General features: G+C 59.3%; 15 protein-coding genes. 10 read left to right on the forward strand and 5 right to left on the reverse strand.

Features of this window, described 5'->3' with window-relative positions:
- The first annotated feature begins 86 nt into the window (after nucleotides 1-86).
- From WJU23_RS07455 to WJU23_RS07475, 5 genes are all read left to right on the forward strand, one after another.
- Entirely contained in the window at nucleotides 87-1604 is a 1518-nt protein-coding gene (locus WJU23_RS07455; RefSeq protein WP_346331921.1) for an efflux transporter outer membrane subunit, read from the forward strand.
- Nucleotides 1605-1759: 155 nt separating this feature from the next.
- Nucleotides 1760-2356, forward strand: coding sequence for a sugar O-acetyltransferase (locus tag WJU23_RS07460; protein WP_346331922.1), 597 nt, complete (start codon nucleotides 1760-1762; stop codon nucleotides 2354-2356).
- A 44-nt stretch (nucleotides 2357-2400) separates the two neighbouring features.
- Nucleotides 2401-3087: a CDP-alcohol phosphatidyltransferase family protein gene (locus tag WJU23_RS07465; protein ID WP_346331923.1), complete on the forward strand. Its 687-nt coding sequence runs from the start codon at nucleotides 2401-2403 to the stop codon at nucleotides 3085-3087.
- A 287-nt stretch (nucleotides 3088-3374) separates the two neighbouring features.
- Entirely contained in the window at nucleotides 3375-4823 is a 1449-nt protein-coding gene (locus tag WJU23_RS07470) for an AlkA N-terminal domain-containing protein (RefSeq protein ID WP_346331924.1), read from the forward strand.
- Complete coding sequence (locus WJU23_RS07475) at nucleotides 4820-5317, forward strand: methylated-DNA--[protein]-cysteine S-methyltransferase (RefSeq protein ID WP_346331925.1); 498 nt, start codon at nucleotides 4820-4822, stop codon at nucleotides 5315-5317. The genes WJU23_RS07470 and WJU23_RS07475 overlap by 4 nt, the downstream gene beginning before the upstream one ends.
- A gap of 4 nt (nucleotides 5318-5321) precedes the next feature.
- On the opposite strand, the gene WJU23_RS07480 is transcribed toward WJU23_RS07475, so the two are convergent.
- Complete coding sequence (locus tag WJU23_RS07480; RefSeq protein WP_346331926.1) at nucleotides 5322-7202, reverse strand: monovalent cation:proton antiporter-2 (CPA2) family protein; 1881 nt, start codon at nucleotides 7200-7202, stop codon at nucleotides 5322-5324.
- A gap of 302 nt (nucleotides 7203-7504) precedes the next feature.
- Between WJU23_RS07480 and WJU23_RS07485 the strand changes: the two genes are divergently transcribed.
- The 3 genes from WJU23_RS07485 to WJU23_RS07495 all read left to right on the forward strand — a co-directional run bounded on the left by WJU23_RS07485 (nucleotide 7505) and on the right by WJU23_RS07495 (nucleotide 11346).
- The gene (locus WJU23_RS07485; RefSeq protein ID WP_346331927.1) at nucleotides 7505-8464 is read left to right on the forward strand and encodes a class I SAM-dependent methyltransferase; all 960 of its coding nucleotides are present in this window, start codon (nucleotides 7505-7507) and stop codon (nucleotides 8462-8464) included.
- Between the two features lie 138 nt (nucleotides 8465-8602).
- The gene (locus tag WJU23_RS07490) at nucleotides 8603-10096 is read left to right on the forward strand and encodes an ATP-binding protein (protein ID WP_346331928.1); all 1494 of its coding nucleotides are present in this window, start codon (nucleotides 8603-8605) and stop codon (nucleotides 10094-10096) included.
- Entirely contained in the window at nucleotides 10093-11346 is a 1254-nt protein-coding gene (locus WJU23_RS07495) for a hybrid sensor histidine kinase/response regulator (RefSeq protein WP_346331929.1), read from the forward strand. The genes WJU23_RS07490 and WJU23_RS07495 overlap by 4 nt, the downstream gene beginning before the upstream one ends.
- 45 nt (nucleotides 11347-11391) lie before the next feature.
- Here WJU23_RS07495 and WJU23_RS07500 read toward each other — a convergent pair whose 3' ends face one another.
- Genes WJU23_RS07500 through WJU23_RS07510 form a run of 3 tightly spaced genes read right to left on the reverse strand, consistent with a single transcriptional unit; the run spans nucleotide 11392 to nucleotide 12976 of the window.
- Nucleotides 11392-11970, reverse strand: coding sequence for a DUF1802 family protein (locus tag WJU23_RS07500; RefSeq protein ID WP_346331930.1), 579 nt, complete (start codon nucleotides 11968-11970; stop codon nucleotides 11392-11394).
- Nucleotides 11971-11997: 27 nt separating this feature from the next.
- Nucleotides 11998-12345: a rhodanese-like domain-containing protein gene (locus WJU23_RS07505; RefSeq protein ID WP_346331931.1), complete on the reverse strand. Its 348-nt coding sequence runs from the start codon at nucleotides 12343-12345 to the stop codon at nucleotides 11998-12000.
- 19 nt (nucleotides 12346-12364) lie between these two features.
- Nucleotides 12365-12976 (reverse strand): L,D-transpeptidase family protein, encoded by a 612-nt coding sequence (locus WJU23_RS07510; RefSeq protein WP_346331932.1) that lies wholly within the window; start codon nucleotides 12974-12976, stop codon nucleotides 12365-12367.
- Nucleotides 12977-13121: 145 nt separating this feature from the next.
- Between WJU23_RS07510 and WJU23_RS07515 the strand changes: the two genes are divergently transcribed.
- On the forward strand, nucleotides 13122-14156 hold the full coding sequence (locus WJU23_RS07515) for a metallophosphoesterase (protein WP_346331933.1): 1035 nt from the start codon (nucleotides 13122-13124) through the stop codon (nucleotides 14154-14156).
- On the opposite strand, the gene WJU23_RS07520 is transcribed toward WJU23_RS07515, so the two are convergent.
- A complete protein-coding gene (locus tag WJU23_RS07520; protein ID WP_346331934.1) occupies nucleotides 14153-14398 on the reverse strand; it encodes a hypothetical protein in 246 nt (81 codons plus the stop codon). The genes WJU23_RS07515 and WJU23_RS07520 overlap by 4 nt on opposite strands.
- Before the next feature lie 168 nt (nucleotides 14399-14566).
- Between WJU23_RS07520 and prfB the strand changes: the two genes are divergently transcribed.
- Nucleotides 14567-15692 (forward strand): peptide chain release factor 2 gene (gene prfB, locus WJU23_RS07525; protein ID WP_346332287.1). Its coding sequence is split into 2 segments (ribosomal slippage): nucleotides 14567-14629 and nucleotides 14631-15692, totalling 1125 coding nucleotides; the frame shifts between segments, so codons are not numbered across the junction.
- Nucleotides 15693-15735: the final 43 nt, after the last annotated feature.

Consider the following 15735-nt stretch of genomic DNA (forward strand, 5'->3'; position numbering starts at 1 on the left):
ACGCCGCCGCCCCCACACTGAGCCACGAGCACTGAGCTGCCTCCTGAAAACTGAATACCGCTCACTGCATACTGAATCCCTCTCCCATGCGCTTCCTCCTCCCACTCCTCCTCAGCACCGGCGCCCTCATTGCCCAGGTCGGGCCTAACTATGAGCGCCCGGCCACGGAAACCCCGGCCCGCTTCAAAGGCGTCGCCTGGCGGGAGGCGCGGCCCGCCTCCGATCAGCCGAAGGGCGAATGGTGGAAAATATTTCGCGATCCCAAACTCAACGAGCTCATGGCCGCCGCCACGGCCAACAACCAGAATCTCAAAGCCGCCATCGCCCGTTTTGACCAGGCCCGCGCCACCGCCCGCATGGCCCGCGCCGATCTCTTCCCCGTTGTCTCCGCGCCCCTCACGGCCGACCGCCAGCGCACCTCGGAAAACGCCATCAGCCCCATCCCTCTCAATGGCCTCTTTTACGAAGGCCCCTCTTATAATGCCCTCACCGACCTCACCTGGGAGCTTGACCTCTTTGGCAAAATCCGCCGCAATGCCCAGGCCGGTCGCGCCGATGCTGAAGCCGCCGCCGATGCCGTTCATAACATCTTGTTAGGCATCCAGGCCGATGTCGCCACCAACTACTTCCAGCTCCGCGTCCTCGACCAGGAAATCCGCCTCGTCCGTGAAGCCGTCGGTCTCCGTGGCGAAGCTTTCAAAATCGCCAAGGCCCGTGTGGATGCAGGAGCCGGCAGCGAGCTTGAGCAGGCCCAGTCGGAAACCGAAGTCGCCTCCGCCGAAGCCGAAACCTCCTCCCTCCAGGCCCAGCGCGACCAGCTTGAAAACGCCATCGCCATCCTCCTTGGCGCCAATGCCGCCAGCTTCCGCATCCCTGCCTCCACCGGCAGCCTCTCCTCTCCCCCCGCCCTCCCCGTCGGTGCCCCCAGTGACCTCCTCGAGCGCCGCCCGGACGTCTCCCAGGCCGAACGTGCCCTCATGGCCGCCACCGCCCGCATCGGCGTCGCCAAAGCCCAGTTCTTCCCCAGCATCAAGCTCATCGGCCGCGCCGGTTTTCAGAGCGCCGATATTGACCTGCTCATGCAGCCGGAATCCCTGATCTACAGCTACGGCCCCAGCATCAGCATCCCTCTTTTCTCGGGTGGCAAAAACATCTTCAACCTCAACAAGGCCAAAGCCCAGCATGACGAGGCCCTCGCCGGTTACCGCCAGGCTTTCCTCGCCGCCGTCGCCGATGTCGAAACCAGCCTATCCTCCATCCGCAACCTGGCCATCTCACATGAAGCCCAGATCCGTGCCCGCACCAGTGCCGAGCGTGCCGCCAGCCTCGCCCGCACCCGTTACGAGTCCGGCACCAGCCCCTACCTCGATGTCATCGAGGCCAACCGCTCCACCCTCGCCACCCAGCGCGCCAGCGTCCAGGTCGCCGGCCAGCGCCTCATCGCCAGCATCTCCCTCATCAAAGCCCTCGGCGGCGGCTGGGACCAGGCCGCTCCTGTCACTCTTCCTGCCACCGTTCCAGATCCCGCCGCCCGTTTTGTCCCCGGTGATGAAAAGCCCGGCTTCTTTTCCAAGGTCAAAGGCATCTTTAGCAAAAAAGACTGACCTTCTTGAGGCCAGGATTGACTGCCGATGGCCGTGAAACACACCGGAGTTCGACTTCAAAAGTTTACTTCCCAGGTCATCGCATCCGACTTCAACCGTGCGGTTATAAAAGCCAGGACAGCCGCCCCGCATCACCCGCGCGAACTGCCTTTGCCATGACACTTGAAGAACAGCGCCAGTACATTCTTGAAGGCCACATGTACAATGACCTCACCCCCGAGCTCATCCAGGCCCGCGAGCGCGCCATCCTCGCCACCAATGCCTACAACGCCAGCTTCGGCCAGCCCCCCGCCCATCGCGAATCCCTCCTCCGCTCCATCCTCAAAAACATCGGCATCGGCGTCCACTTCGAGCCCAGCTTCCGCTGCGAGTTCGGCTTCAACATCTCCATCGGCAACAAATTTTACGCCAATTTCGACTGCATCATTCTCGATGGCGGCACCGTGGAAATTGGTGATGACGTACTCCTCGGCCCCCGCGTCTCCATTTACACCTCCAATCATGCTTTCAACCGGGAGGAGCGCAGCGCCGGGGCCTGCTTCGCCAGGCCGGTCAAGATCGGTAATGGTGTGTGGGTTGGCGGCGGCGTCCATATCACCCCCGGCGTGACTATTGGCGAAGGGGCCATCATCGGAGCTGGCAGTGTCGTCACTCACGACATTCCCCCGCAGGTCGTCGCCGCCGGCGTTCCATGCCGGGTTATTCGCTCCCTTACAGAGCCAGCCAGCACCACCTTCCCCATCGCTCCTTAGGTTTAAAATTGGCGCATCCCGCCGCCCTGTGCTTACCTCCGCACATGGCCACTCATTCCGATCACGGACCCCGCCGCGAGCTCAAATCCCGCAACACTGGCTGGGCGCGCCTGCTCGCCCGCTGGCTCATTGCCTCCAGTCTCTCGCCGAATGCCATCTCCGTCCTCAGCATCGTTTTTGCCACCGGGTCCATGACCTGCTATCTCTACGTGCCGGAGCAGACCACGCCCATCGCCACCGCCCTCCTTTGGTTCGGCGCTGCCGCCGGCATCCAGTTCCGCCTCCTCTGCAATCTCATGGACGGCATGGTCGCCGTGGAGGGGGGCAAGGCCTCCGCCACCGGCCCCATCTACAATGAAGTGCCCGACCGCGTCGCCGATGTTTTCATCCTTGTCGCAGCAGGTTACAGCACCCGCATGGAGCCCGGCGTGCTGAAGCTTTATGAAAGCCTCCCTCTCGGCTGGACCTGCGCCATCCTCGCCATGGGCACAGCCTACATACGCCTCCTTCAGGGCACCCTCACCGGCCAGCAGAGCTTCATCGGCCCCATGGCCAAACAGCACCGCATGGCCGTCCTCACCCTCGGCACCCTCATCGCCCTCGGCGAAAGCCTCACCGGCCGCGAACCCGTCGCCATCTGGTGGGCCCTCCTCATCATCCTCATCGGCTCCGCCTGGACATTCCTCCGCCGCATGAACCTCATTGTCATCGGGTTAAGGCAAAAGGGATAATCCGCAGACATCCCACGCGAAGCTACCGCAGCAGGAGTGCGCGGGTATTCTACCCGCCTAACATTCCAGACACATCAAAGCATAGGGCCTCCTCAAAACGAAAGTGTGTCAGCATCCGGGTTCATCAGGTGGTGATAAAGAATGACATAATGATCACCAGAGCACAGCCCACAGCGGCAACCTGTGGCAGCCAGGGAGTGAGGCCGATAAAGGGTCTTCAGAAATCAGGTTTTATCTTTGTCCGAAAACGGCGAGCACAGGAGACGGTTTGCTGTCATTCTGGCTGGATGAATTTGAACACGACCACCTGCTATGCGGCCCTCCAGGGGAGGGATGCGCGGTTTGATGGAGTGTTCTTTACGGCGGTGAAAACGACTGGCATTTATTGCCGGCCGGTGTGCCCTGCGCGGACGCCTGCGTTCAGCTCCTGTGCTTTTTATCCCACGGCCAGCGCGGCGGAGGTGGCAGGCTTTCGGCCTTGCTTGCGCTGCCGGCCGGAGCTGGCGCCGGGGTGTCAAGGTGGCTCGTTGGCGGAGGCGGTTTTGCATCGTCTGCAGGAACGGGCGGTGGAAGGTATCCGGCTGGAAGATCTGGAGCATGAACTCGGGCTTAGCTCCCGGCAGGTGCGCCGGCTGTTGCAGAGTGCGTTCGGCGTCACGCCGTTGCAGGTTATCCAGACCCAGCGGTTGCTAATGGCCAAGCAGCTCCTGCAAGAGACCGCGCAACCGGTGAGCGAGATCGCCCTGGCGGCAGGCTTTCGCAGCCTGCGGGCGTTTAATGCGCTGTTTAAAGAGCGGTATCATCTGGCTCCGAGTGCCTGCCGAAAGCAGAATTCCAAGCCAAAGAATGAAGATGGCATCCGGCTTCGGCTCAGCTACCGGGCTCCGCTGGCCTGGGATACGCTGATGGAATACTTCCGCAGCCGGCTGGTTCCTGGAGTAGAGGAGATCGAAGGGCGCGAATATCGCCGCACGGTGGCCCTGGGCAGTGCCTGCGGCTGGATGCGAGTGTGGCCGCAAGAGAACGAGGATGTGCTGGTGGTGGAGGTGTCCCCTGCCCTCACCCGGCAGCTCGGCGCGGTGCAGTCGAGAGTGAGACGGATGTTTGACCTGGATGCGCGACCGGATGCCATCCTGAGCGTGCTCGGTGATGATCCGTTGCTTGCGCCCGTCTTCCGGCGGTGTCCGGGGCTGCGGGTGGGCGGGGCTTGGGATACTTTTGAACTGGCGGTGCGCGCAGTGCTGGGCCAGCAGATCACAGTCACGGCGGCGACCACGCTTTCCGGCAGGCTGGCGGCCCGCACTGGGGCTTTGATTGAAACGCCGTTTAATAATCTGCATCGCCTGGCCATCACGCCTGAGGCTTTGGAAAAGCTCACCGTGGATGATCTTTGCAGCCTGGGACTGGTAAAGGCGCGTGCTTTGGCCTTGCTGCATCTGGCGGTCACGGCGCGGGCTGGCGGGCTGGATTTTCCACCGGGGCTGGACCACGAAGCAGCCGTGGCCCGCCTCGTCGCCCTGCCGGGCATCGGCCCCTGGACGGCGCACTACATCGCCATGCGTGCACTGCGTTTTCCAGATGCGTTTCCTGCGGCGGATCTCGGCTTGCGCAAGGCCATCGGCCAGGGCGAGATGGTCTCCACCTCTGTGGCAGAGAGCCGCTCCGCTGCCTGGCGGCCCTGGCGTGCCTATGCAGCCGCCGCCCTTTGGAAAAGCCTGACCCCCACTTCCCCATGATACCTGTTCGCTACTACACCCACACTTCTTCCCCCATCGGCCAGATCACCCTTGTAGCCACCGATGTGGGGCTCTCCGGCCTCTACCTGGAGGGTCAGCGTCACTGGCCGCGTGATGCGGAAACCTGGATCCGTGAGGACGATGGCAGCCGCTTTGATCCCGTGCTGACGGCCCTGGCCCGCTATTTCATGGGCAAGAGCCTGGACTTCATGCTGCCGCTGGATCCCGTCAGCGGCACGCCTTTTCAGCGACAGGTCTGGGAGTCTCTGAAACTCATCCCCGCTGGCCAGACATGGAGCTATGCCCAGCTAGCCGCCCACGTGAATGCTCCGGCGGCGGTGCGTGCGGTGGGCGCGGCGGTCGGCAGGAATCCGCTGTCCATTGTTATACCCTGCCACCGGGTGATTGGCGGCAAGGGTGCGCTGACCGGTTATGCGGGTGGCCTGGAGCGGAAGCGCTGGCTGCTGGCCCATGAAGGGGTGCAGCTTTTATAAAGCTTCACGGCTCCTTCGGCCCTGCCACATCCCAGGCATCCTCGCGGTCCAGGTGCTGGCGTTTGAGGTCCTGACGGAAGACGGCTTCCAGATTTTCCAGATGTTGACGGGCGACGGAGATGTAGGTGGCCTGGTCGCCGCCATAGTGCTTGGCCAGTTCGCGCACGCTTTCCTCTTCGTAGCAGCGAAACAGCTCCACGGCGCGCACGGCCCGGTGCGCGCGGAATCCCATCACCCGCAGGGCGTCAGCCCCCATGTCCAGGGCGCTGCCAAGCAGGTCGCGACGGAAGTCCATCACGCCGCGCTGGATGAGCTGGTAGGCATGATCCCGGCTCGTGGCCCGTGCCAGGATGCGAAGATGCGGGAACTCATGCCTGACAAGGTCCACGATCTCCAGGGACTTGGCCTCATCATCCACCGCGCAGATAAACAGCCTGGCCTTTTCTGCCCCTGCAGCCGCCAGCAGGTCCGCCCGCGAGGCATCGCCGTAAAAAGACTTCAGGCCAAAGCGGGCCAGCATTTCTACCTGGTCAGGATCGTTGTCCAAAACGGTGACGCCAAAACCGTTCGACTGCAGCAGCCGCCCGATGATGTGACCAAAGCGGCCGAAGCCAGCGAGGATGACCGGGTGGTCATGGGATTCCACGGCATCCGGTTCGCGGGCCGTTTTCATCGTGGCGAATCGCGGCTGGATGAGCCGGTCATTGGCAATAAGCATCAAAGGAGTCAGCGCCATGCTGATGGCGACTGCCGCATTCATCAGTGCCGCCAGCTCCGGCTCCACCAGGCCTAGCTGCCCGGCGGTGCCGAGAAGAACGAAACAAAACTCCCCGCCCTGGGCCATGGCGCAGGCAAAGACAAAGGACGCTCCGAGGCCCAGACGAAAGGTGCCGCCGAGCGCCAGCAGCACCAGGAACTTGAGGCCGATCAAACCCGCCACCAGCAAGGCGATGAGGCCCGGCTGCGCTATGACCAGGCCCAAGTTCAACCCGGCACCAACGGCCATGAAAAACAGACCCAGCAGCAGTCCTTTGAAGGGTTCAACGTCGGCCTCAAGCTGGTGCCGGTATTCACTTTCCGCCAGGACTACGCCAGCGATGAAGGTGCCCAGCGCGGCGGACAGCCCGACCAGATGCATCAGCCAGGCCACCCCGGCCACCACCAGCAGCGTCACCACGGTAAACATTTCCCGCAGCTTGGAGGCCGCCACATAACGGAAGACATACCTCAAAAAATAATGTGCCACCACCACCACACCGATCACTGCACCAATGGTGCAAAGTGTCTGTGCCCATTGAGGCAGGTGCGTCAGCGCAGATTCATGCCCGGTTCCATGACCGCCAGCCGCCGCATCCGCATGGCCTAAATACGTGTGTGCCAGCCAGGGCAGCACGGCCAGCATGGGGATGACCGCGATGTCCTGAAACAGCAGGACTGAAAAGCAGGCCTGCCCTCCGCGAGTATTCAGGATGCCCCGCTCCGCCAGGGACTGGATGACGATGGCGGTGGATGACATGCTCAGGATCAGCCCCAGTGTGACCGCTACCGGCCAGACCAGACCGCAGACCATGGCCACACCGGTCACCCCTGCTGCTGTGCACAACACCTGGGCGCTGCCCGTCCCCAGAATAGGCCCCCGCAGCCGCCACAGGAGGCTGGGCCGCAGTTCCAGCCCCACCACAAAGAGCATCATCACCACGCCAAATTCCGCCACATGCTGCACATCTTCCACCTCCCCAACAAGCCCTCCGACAGATGGACCAATCACCAGTCCGGCAAGCAAATATCCGAGCACCGACCCCAGGCCCAAACGTTTTGCGATGGGCACTGCGATGATAGCAGCGAGGAGATAAATGACCGCTTGGAAGAGAAATTCTGAACTCATGAATGAAACGGGAAGAGGCTGCTAAATATAGGCTGCCAGTAGCGTCCAAATGCCCAAAAAACATCTTTTTTGAGGATTTCGGCTGTTTTTCAGACGCAGTTTTGCCCACGTTTGCGAAACGTGGCCTTTTTTGAATTCGAACCAGCCCATTTTTTGGAGGGATTAGACTGAACCTGATTTTCTAGAAACAAAGTTGACTATTTGAAACATTTCGCATTTTGCCCGGCTTAACATCTCGGTTATTTTAACAAAACATTCCCCCTGAATACCAATCAGAGAGGGTATTTTAAAATAATCTCGAGATGCCGCCTCCCTACTCCATCCTCACCACAGAGTCGCCGGTTCTAAGCCGTCGTGAGTCCCATCTGCTCAATTCTTTTGATGATCTGCTTCACGATTTTCTTGGCAAAGGAGGACCGCTGCCTCAGGAATACAGCGTATTAAACAGGGCGGTTCGCCATCTGGGAGATGCCGTGAGGGGTGGCAGCCTGTATCAGAATGAGGTTTCAGCCTACATCCTTGACCTGACCCAAAACCATTTGCAGGGCACCATGCAGGCGCAGGCCCTGGAACGGAAGTATGGCTACAGCGGCGATTTTGAGATCATTGATCACATCTATACGCGGCACACCAACCCGGATCCGAAATTGCGCCTGTGGGATTTGTTTTTTCACAGCCAGGCTGCGCCCGTGGCGGTGCGGAACCGGAAAGGGTATTTCCAGGATCTGATGCAGTCCCACCTGGACAACCAGCAGGGCAAGGGCCCCCTGGCCGTACTGAACGTGGCCAGCGGACCTGCCCGGGATGTGCGTGAATTCCTGCAAAACAACCCTGAGGCCCAGGTATCCATGGACTGTGTGGACATGGATGCCCACGCCATCCAGTACGCCAGGAAGCTCTGCTCACCATGGGCCTCCAAGCTCACCTTCCATCATCGCAATGTCCTGCGCTTCGTCCCCACCCGTGGATATCATCTGACCTGGTCGGCGGGACTGTTCGATTATCTTAGCGACCGCGTTTTCGTTCATGTGCTGAAGGCCATGATGGCCGTCACGCAGCCTGGAGGTGAAGTGGTCATTGGCAATTTTTCAGATTTCAATCCCAGCCGGGACTACATGGAACTGCTGGGCCACTGGCAGCTCATCCACCGCAGCCGGGAGACCCTGACCACCCTGGCCGCCCGTGCGGGAGCATCACCGGACCAGGTGCAAATCTTCTGGGAACCAGAGGGGGTCAATTACTTCCTTCATATCCGTCGATGAAAGGGAAGGCGCCAACTATTTAATGAGTGATTCATTCAGGCCCAATGCTTAAGGCAACAAAAAATCGAACGTTCCGCAGAAAAGAAAGAGTTGCCACACTTTCTGAAACCAGTATAATTTACATAAATTATACAACTCGTGATCGCATTAACCGGAACTTCACCCACGACTGCGCCGCTGCATTTTCCAGCAGCCAGCAAAAAGGTTCAGGTGACTCCCCAGACAGCTCCGCCAGTGGATCCAAAAATCCTGGAGGCGGCAGAGAAATCGGCCCGGTTTGAAGGTGAGTTGCAAGAGCTCAACATGCGCAACGCGCGGCTCGGAGCTTGGTTTGTCATGGTGCTGGTGCCGTTTTGTGCCGTCCTGGACTGGCTTGCCTATCCGGCACGTTTTTGGGAGTTTTTGTTGCTGCGCATCCTGTGCTCAGCGATGTGCATCCCGCTGCTGCTGGCTCTGGACCGCCCGTGGGCGGCCCGATATCATCGTGTGTACCCTGTGATTTTGCCATTGCTGCCAGCCTTGGCCATCTGCCTGATGATCTATTTTTCAGGTGATGGCAGTTCTCATTATTATGCCGGACTCATGCTTTGTCTGGTGGGTACCTCTTTTGTCTTTAACTGGACCTTCAGGGAAATCGGCCTCACGGTGGCGTTGGTGATGAGTTTTTATCTGGCAGCCACCATTCCAAATCTGAAGTATGACGGCGACCCGCGCTCCATTGGCCTGTTCATCAATAACACGCTCTTCATCCTGCTGACCTGTGTCATCCTTTATTTCGGCAGCCGCCAGCATCATGCCATCCGGCTGCGCGAGTTTGTGAACCGCTGCAAGGTGGAGGCGCAGCGGGAGGAGCTGGCGCGCCGCAACGAAGAGCTTTCTGCGACGCTGAAACGTCTGAGGGAGACGGAGGCGCAATTGAATCAAAGTGAGAAGCTGGCCTCCATCGGGCGGCTGAGCGCAGGCATTGTTCATGAGATCAACAATCCGCTGAATTTTGTCAAGTCGGCCCTCTTCGTCCTCAAGAAGAAGACCAAGGCACTGCCACCGGAAACGGTAGAATCCATGAACCAGATCCTGACGGACATTGGCGAAGGCGTGGACCGGGTGGCTTCGATTGTCTCTGATCTGCGCACGTTCGCCCATCCGGAAAACAAAGGATCTTCCCCGGTGAATCTGCATCACGCCGTGGCCAAGGCATCCCGTCTGATGGCGAAGCAGGTGGGCGATGCCGCGGCGCGCGTGCAGGTGGAAGTACCGGAGGACTTTACCGTGCTGGGGGATGAAAACCACATCATCCAGATCCTGATCAACCTCATGCAAAACAGCCTGGATGCCATGCAGGAACACACCTCCCCGGAGATTGTGATGCAGGCCTACAAGGATGAAGATGAGCTGGTGGTCAGCATCCGGGATAACGGAAGCGGCATTCCCCAGGAGCACTTGCAGCGTATTTTTGACCCGTTCTTCACCACCAAGGAAGTGGGACAGGGAATGGGCCTGGGCCTGAGCCTGTGCTATCGCATGATGCAAGGCATGGGAGGCTCCATCAATGCCACCAGCCAGCCTGGTACCTTCACTGAATTTACTCTCCGTTTTCAACCCGCTGCTGCTCCCGCCTCTGCTGCCGCATGAATGCCCCCCCCCAATCCCAATACCACGTCCTCTATGTGGATGATGAGGAGAAAGCCCTGCATTATTTCCGGCAGATGTTTGAGGATGAGTTTGTCATCCACACCGCCAGCAATGCCGCCGACGGATACCGGATTCTTGAAGCCTATGGCTCGCAGATCGGCATCCTGCTGACCGACCAGCGCATGCCAGGTGAAAGCGGGGTGGAACTGATGGACCGTGCACGCAAGCTGCACCCGAACCTGGTGCGCATTCTGGTGACGGCATTCACCGATTATCAGACGGCTGTGAAAGCGGTGAACGAAGGCCGTGCCTACCGCTACCTGCACAAACCACTGGACCCTGAGCAACTGGCCACGGTGCTGCGCCAGGGCATGGAATATTACACGACGCTGCAGGAGCGTGAAAATCTGCTGGTGGAAAATGCTGAAAGCATCCGCAGCACCCTGATGGCAGACCGGGTGGCCGGCATGGGGATCATGGCGGAAGGGCTGAACCACCACCTGCGCAATGCCCTGACGGTGGTGCGCGCTTTCATTGACCTGGCCCCGATGAAACTCATGGAAGAGGTGGAAGGCAAACCTCCTCGTGACCCCAATTTCTGGGTGGAAACCCAGCACCAGGCGCAGGCGCAGATTGAACGGATCCAAACTCTGCTCAACCATCTGGCACACGCCTCCCACTCCCGGAAGCTGGTCCGCCAGGACACCATTGAGCTGGGGCCTTTGCTTGAAGAAATGCTGGGGGCCTACCTGGGCCATTTCCAGGAACGCAATATCCGGATCAATTTTGAAATCGCCTCGGACCTGCCGCCGCTGCTGGTACATGGCGAGCGCTTCCGCCAGCTCTGGCGGCTGCTCCTGATCGAAGAGATCACGCATCTGCAGCCAGGGGACCGGGTGCTCATCCGGGCCACCATGGAAAAGGATGTCACAGGTCAAGAGCAGGCGGTCATGGTCCTGACAGACAATGGTGCCTGGGGGGCGCAAGACCGGGCGGCAAATCTGTTTGACCCCTTCTTCACTCGCAGCCGCAAGCCGGATGACTTTGGCGTCAATATGATGGCCTGTTATGTGACCTTGCATCTTCATGGCGGCAGCATTGATGCCAGGAGGATGGAGCCCCAGGGGCTGGAACTGACGATGAGGCTGCCTCTGGACCCCGATCAAAACACCCAGGAGGCCGATGATTTTTTTCTTCGCGCCACCCAGCATGAGCTACGGTGGCGGCAACGCGAAGAACTGGCCGCCTGAAGAAACAGGCCGAGCCGGAAAAGTGTCCAAAGCCGGTCATCCGGCCTAACCCAAAATGGAGCGGAGCCGGCCGGCGGTCTGCTGCCAGGAATCATCCCCAATGGCAGCAGATGCTCTGTCAATGAGTGACATCCCGTCTTCGGGGAGATTCACCCATGAGCGGCAGCCGCCGTAACCTTTTGCATACGGGAAGGCCCATCGCTCGGGAAGCTTATAGGCCCGCACCAACGCGACGTGAAGACAGCTTTCATCGTCATAAACGAAGCGCTCCTTGACGATTTCCTCCTTCCAGATGTGGAAAGAAGCGATGGCTTCCATCTGCGCCCAGTCAGTCACCTTCCACACCTGCTCCATGGTGGCATAACCGTCAATCTCCACGCTGGTGCGTTCTTCCTCAGGAGGAAAGGGACTGGTGTTTTCAGGGCTCCAGGTGAGGCGCTCAGACTGGGTGTGAAACCAGGTGGGAAACAGGAAAAACTGCCGGTGCTTCCATTCAAAGCCTCCCCTGCCCTCGTGGATGCCGCCTTTGCGCAAGATGAGTGTTTGGACTCCCTGGACGAGCGAGTCACAGACATAGGCCCATTCTTTGAAGCCGACGGATTGAGTGGGGATTTCAGGTTTCAATGCGATGATGCTGTCAGAGGATGCAGATCAATAACGTGCCATCTCAGGTTCCACCAGATCGGCCCAGGCATCAATGCCGCCGCGCATGGACTGGGCCTGGGTCAGGCCGAGCTGCCGGAGCATCAGGGCGGCCCGCTGACTTCTCATGCCATGATGGCAATAGACGATGACATGCTCTAATGGATCCGAAAACCGCAGCGGGGCCAGTTCGCCAAACTGGGAAAGAGGCACCAGTTCGGCCCCATGGATACGGCAGATCTGCCATTCATCCTCTTCGCGGCAGTCAACCAGCCTGGGTTTGGGTGCTCCAGGACGCTCCAGCAAATACTGGGTATCGTCCACACCGATTTCGAGAGGCAGTTCAACAGGCTGCATGGGTGGAAGGGATGGGGGATCAGGGGCGGACCGTGACCGGAGTGCCCATGGTCACATTGTTGTAGAAAATGGCAGCCATGTGGGCAGGCATGCGCACACAGCCGTGGGAGGCCGGGTATCCAGGAAGGAACCCTTCATGCATGCCAATGCCTCCAACAAAACGCATGAAGTGATGCATTTTGGATCCTTCAAAGCGAGTGCCTGGAGGGGCTTTGTCCTTGGTGACATCTACATTGGCCACCACGACGTTTCCTGCGCCATCCACAAAGTCCCCATACAGGTTGGACTTATGCCACTGGTCTTTCTGGGTGATCTTGAACTTCCCCAGGGTGGTGGGGTGCTTTTCGTCCCCGGTGGAAAGGGCGGAGACGCCTGCCAGGGAACTGCCTTTATAAAAATAGGCTTTCTGATCGCTGATATCAATGACGATGCTCGGTGCGCCGGTCATGCCGTCCCCGTCCCAGTAGGAATCCATGTCCTGGTTGTACAGGGCGGAATGAGGAACCGAATTGGGTGAAAAAGCTTCCAGATACTGCGTCTGGCCACTTTGGGGACCCGAAGTTGTACCACAGGAGGCGAGAAAAAGAGCCAGGAAACCGAGGGCGAGCGGACGGAGAACAGCGAGGGTCATCGGAAAGGTGGCGGGGGTCAAAACAGGGGGATGGGACAACCTTAAAGTATGGATCACTGAAAGGCATCTGTCCAACGCTTCCGCTTTGTGCAGCCTCTTGAATGAAGTTGATATGCTTTGCTTCAAGGCTGCGTTTTTACCCACCATGAATCCGATGAACCGCCGTCGTGCGCTCAAGACCTTGTTTTGCTCCAGCGCCGCCCTTTCACTGAACCTCCGGCACCAGGCGGCAGGGGCCATCGCCGGGGAAGCCATTCATCTGCTGGCCATTGGAGACTTTGGCACCGGGGGGCAGGACCAAAAAAACGTGGCGCTGGCCATGCAAAAATTTGTGGAAGACCAGAAGATCAAACCTGCGGGTCTGTGGTTCATTGGCGACAATGTCTATGGCCCCACTTATGAGGAGGCCCCTGAGGGGAAAAAGGTCAAGGAACGTAAAAAGAGCTTCACGGTGAAGTCCAAACGCTGGAAAGAGCAGATTGAGGACATGTATCCGGCCTCTGTCTTCCCAGGCCCCCAATGGGCGGTTCTGGGCAACCATGACTACCACGACAACATCGGAGGAGAGAAAGTGCAACTGGCCTACGGCCGGGAGAATGGCGTGCGCTGGCACATGCCGGAGAAGTGGTACCGTGTGGATCTGGGCGGCGCAAAGCCCCTGGTCACTTTTCTGGCTGTGGACACCAACTTTCCATCCATCAGCGGGGGCAAGGACCGAAAGACCGGCAAGCCGAAAAGCCACATGTCAGAGGCGGAAGAAGAACTGCAGCATGAATGGCTGAAAGCGCAGCTGGCCGGTCCCCGCGCGCCCTTCACCATCGTGGTCGGCCACCATCCGCTTTATTCCAATGGATCTCATGAGGACAGCGAGCCGCTCATTGAGAAATGGGGCGGGCTTTTCCAAAAACATCAGGTGCACGCCTATCTGTGCGGTCATGACCATGATCTGCAGCATCTGGAACTGGAAGGGCTTTTCACCTCCTTCATCCTTTCCGGCGGCGGCGGTGCGCGCATTCGCAAACTGGTGAATGACAAACGCAAGATGCCCTTTGGAAAAGACCTGAACGGCTTTACCCATCTGCAAATCCAGCCGGATGCGCTAACCTTTACCCAGCACGGGCTGGATGGCGGCGTACTGCACCGTTTCGTCAAAAAACTGGACGGCAGCGTGATCATTTAACGGTTGATAACCCGGACGTCCTCCGCCTGTTCCAAGGGGCGGGGAGTTTCTGATGGCATCGGGCTGTTGAGCAAAGTAATGATCATGCTGCCCAGGATGTAAATGAGACCCGCTCCCAGGCCGGCACCGATGGCAATGAGACGGCGCTGGAGGATGTTCTCGCGTGAGATGGCGGTGTAAAATCTCATGCACAGCAGGATCCAGAGGATGCTGAGAACAAGGAGGGCGGCTTTGGCGAGCATGCGATGCATTCAACCAGAGGCAGGCAGTTCTGACGAGTGATTTTCTCTACCAGCCTTTGCTTGCCGGGAGACAGCTTTTTTCTCAGCGGAGAATTCACAAATCTCATTTGCATACGCCCTCCCTGTGTCCTATCAGCCATGTCTATGGAAACGACCAACAAGTCCGTCCTGACCGACCTCCAGGCGTTCGACGTGGCAAGCCTTAAAGGCCGCCTGAGCGAACTCCGGAGGTATCTTTGACTTACCGAAACTCACCGAAGAGTTGTCGGCGCTCGAACATAAGATGACCGATGCAGGCTTCTGGGACAGCCAGAATGCCGCCAAGAAGGTGATTGATCGCGCCAACGTGATCAAGAAGCAGATCTCCCCGCTGGGCGAGCTGGATGCACGCGTGGAAGACTTCCCCGTGCTCATCGAGCTGGCCAAGGAACAGGGCGATGCCCAAAGCTACCGCGAGGTGCAAACGGAGTTCGATGCGCTGGGCAAAGCCATCGCCAACTACGAGCTCGAACTGCTGCTCAAAGGCCCGTTTGACCACGGCAATGCCTTCCTGACCATCCACTCCGGTGCCGGTGGCACGGAGGCCTGCGACTGGGCGGACATGCTGATGCGCATGTTTGTGCGCTGGTCCGAGCGGCGTGGATACAAGGTGCAGATCATTGACCACCAGGAGGGTGATGACATCGGCACCCGCTCCGCCACGCTGGAAATTGTTGGTGAAAACGCCTACGGTTTCCTCCAGGCAGAACGTGGCGTGCATCGTCTGGTGCGCATTTCCCCCTTTGATGCGGCCAAAAAACGCCACACCTCTTTTGCCTCCATTGACGTGACCCCGGACAATGAAGAGGACATTGACATCGAGGTGCGGGATGATGACCTCAAGGTGGACACCTATCGTGCTGGCGGCAAAGGCGGCCAGAACGTGAACAAGGTGGAAACGGCGGTCCGCATCACCCACATACCCTCCGGCGTCATCGTGGCCTGCCAGGTGGAGCGCTCACAGCCGAAGAACCGTGCCAAGGCCATGGCCATGCTCAAGGCCAAGCTCTACCAGATCGAGGAAGACAAACGTCAGGCCGAGATCGCCCGTCAGTATGGTGAGAAAACCGACATCGGCTGGGGCAGCCAGATCCGCAGTTACGTTTTCCAGCCGTACCAGATGGTAAAAGACCACCGTACCGGGGAAAAGACCAGCGACGTTTCCGGCGTCATGGACGGTGATCTGGATGCCTTCATGGAAGCGAAGCTGCGCGGCCAGAAGGCTGGCGACAGCGATGCGGACGACGATCTTTAATCCCGCCTTATTCCCCTCGCTTCATTTCCTGGGGCGGAGGGGC

This window comes from Prosthecobacter sp. SYSU 5D2 (assembly GCF_039655865.1).
Lineage (GTDB): Bacteria > Verrucomicrobiota > Verrucomicrobiia > Verrucomicrobiales > Verrucomicrobiaceae > Prosthecobacter.

Bases quoted from the DNA above. Each gene is read 5' to 3' on its own strand.
- WJU23_RS07455 (WP_346331921.1), top strand. From the start codon at position 87: ATGCGCTTCCTCCTCCCACTCCTCCTCAGCACCGGCGCCCTCATTGCC.
- WJU23_RS07460 (WP_346331922.1), top strand. From the start codon at position 1,760: ATGACACTTGAAGAACAGCGCCAGTACATTCTTGAAGGCCACATGTAC.
- WJU23_RS07465 (WP_346331923.1), top strand. From the start codon at position 2,401: ATGGCCACTCATTCCGATCACGGACCCCGCCGCGAGCTCAAATCCCGC.
- WJU23_RS07470 (WP_346331924.1), top strand. From the start codon at position 3,375: ATGAATTTGAACACGACCACCTGCTATGCGGCCCTCCAGGGGAGGGAT.
- WJU23_RS07475 (WP_346331925.1), top strand. From the start codon at position 4,820: ATGATACCTGTTCGCTACTACACCCACACTTCTTCCCCCATCGGCCAG.
- WJU23_RS07480 (WP_346331926.1), bottom strand. From the start codon at position 7,202: ATGAGTTCAGAATTTCTCTTCCAAGCGGTCATTTATCTCCTCGCTGCT.
- WJU23_RS07485 (WP_346331927.1), top strand. From the start codon at position 7,505: ATGCCGCCTCCCTACTCCATCCTCACCACAGAGTCGCCGGTTCTAAGC.
- WJU23_RS07495 (WP_346331929.1), top strand. From the start codon at position 10,093: ATGAATGCCCCCCCCCAATCCCAATACCACGTCCTCTATGTGGATGAT.
- WJU23_RS07505 (WP_346331931.1), bottom strand. From the start codon at position 12,345: ATGCAGCCTGTTGAACTGCCTCTCGAAATCGGTGTGGACGATACCCAG.
- WJU23_RS07510 (WP_346331932.1), bottom strand. From the start codon at position 12,976: ATGACCCTCGCTGTTCTCCGTCCGCTCGCCCTCGGTTTCCTGGCTCTT.
- WJU23_RS07515 (WP_346331933.1), top strand. From the start codon at position 13,122: ATGAATCCGATGAACCGCCGTCGTGCGCTCAAGACCTTGTTTTGCTCC.
- WJU23_RS07520 (WP_346331934.1), bottom strand. From the start codon at position 14,398: ATGCTCGCCAAAGCCGCCCTCCTTGTTCTCAGCATCCTCTGGATCCTG.